Genomic DNA, 3189 nt, shown 5'->3' with positions numbered 1-3189 from the left:
TCGGCCGGCGAGGGCGGCGTCGGCTGGTTGAAATAGGGCACGCCCAGGCCGCCGCCGAGATCGAGGCGTTGAACCGACAGTCCCTCGCCGCGCAGGCGCTCGACGAGGCCGCGCATCTTGGTGAAGGCCGCCGCCATCGGGGCCAGGTCGGTGATCTGGCTGCCGATGTGGCAGGTGACGCCGACGGGCTTGAGGCCCGCGTCGTTGGAGGCGTTGGCGTAGAGCCGCTCGGCTTCGGAGAAGGAGACGCCGAACTTGTTGTCTTCCTTGCCGGTCGCGATCTTGGCGTGGCCGCCGGCCGAGACGTCGGGGTTCACCCGGATGGCGATGGTCGCGCGCGTGCCCAGGGACTGAGCGACCTGGCTGGCCAGCCGCATCTCCGGCTCGGACTCGACATTGATCTCGGCGACGCCGGCCTTCAGGGCGAAGGCCAGCTCCTCTGCGGTCTTGCCGACACCGGAAAACACGATCTTCTCGGGTGGAACGCCGGCGGCCAGGGCGCGGCGAATCTCGCCTTCGGACACCGTGTCGGCGCCGGCGCCTAAACGTGCGAGCGTCTTCAACACCGCCAGGTTCGAATTGGCCTTCACCGCGAAAGCGATCAGCGGATCGCCGCCGTTGTCGCCCTTGACGCCCTCAGCGACCAGCGCGTCGCGCAGCACGGTGTAGTGCCGCTCGAACGTGGCGGAGGAATAGACATAGACCGGGGTGCCGACCGCCTGCGCGATGTCGGCGAGGGCCACGCCCTCGCAGAAGAGCTCGCCCCCCTTCAGCTCAAAGTGATTCATCGGGGGTTCGCGTACGGGTCCGGAAGCACGCCCTGGGGCGCCGTGGCGGTGGGGTTCTGGGCCGAGTCGATCGGCAGGGTGCGCGGCGGAGCCGGGCGGTCGGCGCGGTTGCGCGGATCGACGGTATGGATCGTGCGACCCGGATCGGCGCCGGCGTCGGCGCCCGAGCCCGTGCCGAACATCGGGCCGGGACGTTCCAGCGGGCCGGCCTTGCCGCAGCCGGCGAGGGCGGCGGCGCCGATCAGGGCGATCGCGAGCAGGGGACGAAGGGTCATTACAGCTTCTCCTTCCAACGCGCGATCTGGGCGCGGACTTGTTCCGGCGAGGTTCCGCCGTAGCTCATGCGGCTGGCCGCCGACGCTTGCGGCGTCAGGAACCCATAGACTTCCGATGTGATGCGCGGCTCGATCGCCTGCAACTCGGCGAGCGGCAGGCCGGGCAAGTCGCAGCCCAGGCTTTCGGCCTTCTTGACCGCCGCCCCGGTGACGTGGTGGGCGTCGCGGAACGGCATGTCCAGGGTGCGGACCAACCAGTCGGCGAGGTCGGTGGCGGTCGAGAAGCCGGCGCCGGCGGCCGCGGCCATGCGCTCAGTCACCGGTTCCATGTCGGCGACCATGCCGGCCATGGCGGCCAATGACAGCTCCAGGGCGTCGAAGGCCTCGAAGGTGGGGACCTTGTCCTCCTGCATGTCCTTCGAATAGGTCAGCGGCAGGCCCTTCATCACCACGGTGAGTTGGGTGAAGGAGCCAAGCAGTCGGCCGACCTTGGCGCGGATCAGCTCGGCCGCGTCGGGGTTCTTCTTCTGCGGCATGATGGACGAGCCGGTGGTGAAGGCGTCGGTCAGCTTGATGAAGCCGAACTGCGGCGTCATCCAGATCACGATCTCTTCGGCCAGGCGCGACAGGTGGGTGGCGCAGATGGTCGCCGCGGCCAGGCTTTCCAGCGCGAAGTCACGGTCGGCGACACTGTCCAGCGAGTTGGCGGTGGGGCCGCCGAAGCCGAGCGCGGCGGCCGTGGCGTGGCGGTCAATGGGGAAGGGCGACCCGGCCAGGGCAGCGGCGCCTAGCGGGCATTCGTTCATCCGCGCGCGGGCGTCGGCGAAGCGCGAAGCGTCACGGCCGAACATTTCCACGTAAGCCATCAGGTGGTGGCCGAATGTCACGGGCTGGGCCGGCTGCAGGTGGGTGAAGCCCGGCATCAGGGTCGCCGCGTGCGGCTCGGCCTTGGCGACCAATGCGGCTTGCAGGGCCTGGATCTGCTGGATGGTTCGGTCGGCGGCGTCGCGAACCCAGAGGCGGAAGTCCAACGCCACCTGGTCATTGCGCGAGCGGGCGGTGTGCAGCCGGCCGGCGGCAGGGCCGATCAGCTCGCGCAGACGCGCCTCCACGTTCATGTGGATGTCTTCGTACTCGTCGCGGAACGGGAAGGTTCCGGCGGCCATCTCGGCCTCGATGGCTTGGAGGCCGCCCTGGATGGCCGCCTCGTCCTGGCTTGTAATCACGCCTTGCTTGAGCAACATCGCCGCGTGCGCGCGGGAACCGGCCAGATCCTGAGCCGCCAGTCGCTTGTCGAAGCCGATGGAGACGTTGATCGCCTGCATCAATTCGGCTGGTTTGGACGAGAACCGTCCGCCCCACATGGCTTGGCCCGCGCCTTGCGGGTCTTGCGCCGGCTTACCGGAAGCAGTCGAGGAAGAGTGCGTCATATGAGCGAAAAATCAGGTGGTGAGGCCAAGGGCGAACCCAAGGCGATCCCATTGAAGTGGGCGCTCCGGGGCGTCGCCGTGCTTGGCGTCGCGGGGATTGTCTACATCATCGCCCAGGCTTCCATAAACCCCCAGCGGGAAACGAACTTGAAGTCGCTCGCCACTGGCGAGATGGCGAAGTTCGTCACGCCGGTTGAAGCCGCGCCCGCGCCGGTCAACAGCTTCCAGGATCCGAGCGGCGCGCCAAAGCGGATCGCGGACTTCCGTGGCAAGGTGACGGTGGTCAATCTGTGGGCCACCTGGTGCGGACCCTGCGTGATCGAGATGCCGACCCTGGCCAAGCTGGCGGCCGAGTATCAGGGCAAGCCCGTGGAGATCGTCGCGATCAGCGTCGATCGTCCCGACGACGCCGACAAGGCGCGCGCCTTCATCGCCAAACACGCGCCGCTAGCCTTCTATCACGACCCAAAGATGGCCTTGCCGTTCGCTTTCAAGCCCACCGCGTCGGGCATGCCGACCACGATCATCTACGGCGCCGACGGCGTTGAACGCGGTCGGCTAGCCGGCGGCGCGGACTGGGGCGGCAAGGATGCCAAGGCCTTGATCGACAAGGTGCTGGCGGAAAGTTGAACTGACCGCCGTGTTGACGGTGCATCCAGGCCGTGTGCAAAAATTTCGCCCGCAATCCGGACTTGG

4 protein-coding genes are annotated in these 3189 nt (G+C 68.0%); 1 reads left to right on the top strand and 3 read right to left on the bottom strand.

Translation table 11 applies throughout. The annotated features are described in order from the left end of the window. The 3 genes from Q7T84_RS08975 to argH all read right to left on the bottom strand — a co-directional run. A partial coding sequence (locus tag Q7T84_RS08975; protein ID WP_304807915.1) for an alanine racemase occupies positions 1-788 on the bottom strand: 788 nt, incomplete at its 3' end. Beyond that, complete coding sequence (locus Q7T84_RS08970; protein WP_304807913.1) at positions 785-1063, bottom strand: hypothetical protein; 279 nt, start codon at positions 1061-1063, stop codon at positions 785-787. The genes Q7T84_RS08975 and Q7T84_RS08970, both read right to left, overlap by 4 nt. Beyond that, a complete protein-coding gene (gene argH / locus Q7T84_RS08965; RefSeq protein WP_304807911.1) occupies positions 1063-2493 on the bottom strand; it encodes an argininosuccinate lyase in 1431 nt (476 codons plus the stop codon). The genes Q7T84_RS08970 and argH overlap by 1 nt, the downstream gene beginning before the upstream one ends. On the opposite strand from argH, the gene Q7T84_RS08960 reads away from it, so the two are divergent. Then, positions 2494-3123 (top strand): TlpA disulfide reductase family protein, encoded by a 630-nt coding sequence (locus Q7T84_RS08960; RefSeq protein ID WP_304807909.1) that lies wholly within the window; start codon positions 2494-2496, stop codon positions 3121-3123. The last annotated feature ends 66 nt before the right edge of the window (positions 3124-3189 follow it).

Source organism: Phenylobacterium sp. (assembly GCF_030654915.1).
GTDB lineage: Bacteria > Pseudomonadota > Alphaproteobacteria > Caulobacterales > Caulobacteraceae > Phenylobacterium.
The sequence above is the reverse complement of the archived record's forward strand: the minus strand, read 5'-3'. Positions and strand labels throughout refer to the sequence as shown.

Bases quoted from the DNA above. Each gene is read 5' to 3' on its own strand.
- Q7T84_RS08970 (WP_304807913.1), bottom strand. From the start codon at position 1,063: ATGACCCTTCGTCCCCTGCTCGCGATCGCCCTGATCGGCGCCGCCGCC.
- argH (WP_304807911.1), bottom strand. From the start codon at position 2,493: ATGACGCACTCTTCCTCGACTGCTTCCGGTAAGCCGGCGCAAGACCCG.
- Q7T84_RS08960 (WP_304807909.1), top strand. From the start codon at position 2,494: ATGAGCGAAAAATCAGGTGGTGAGGCCAAGGGCGAACCCAAGGCGATC.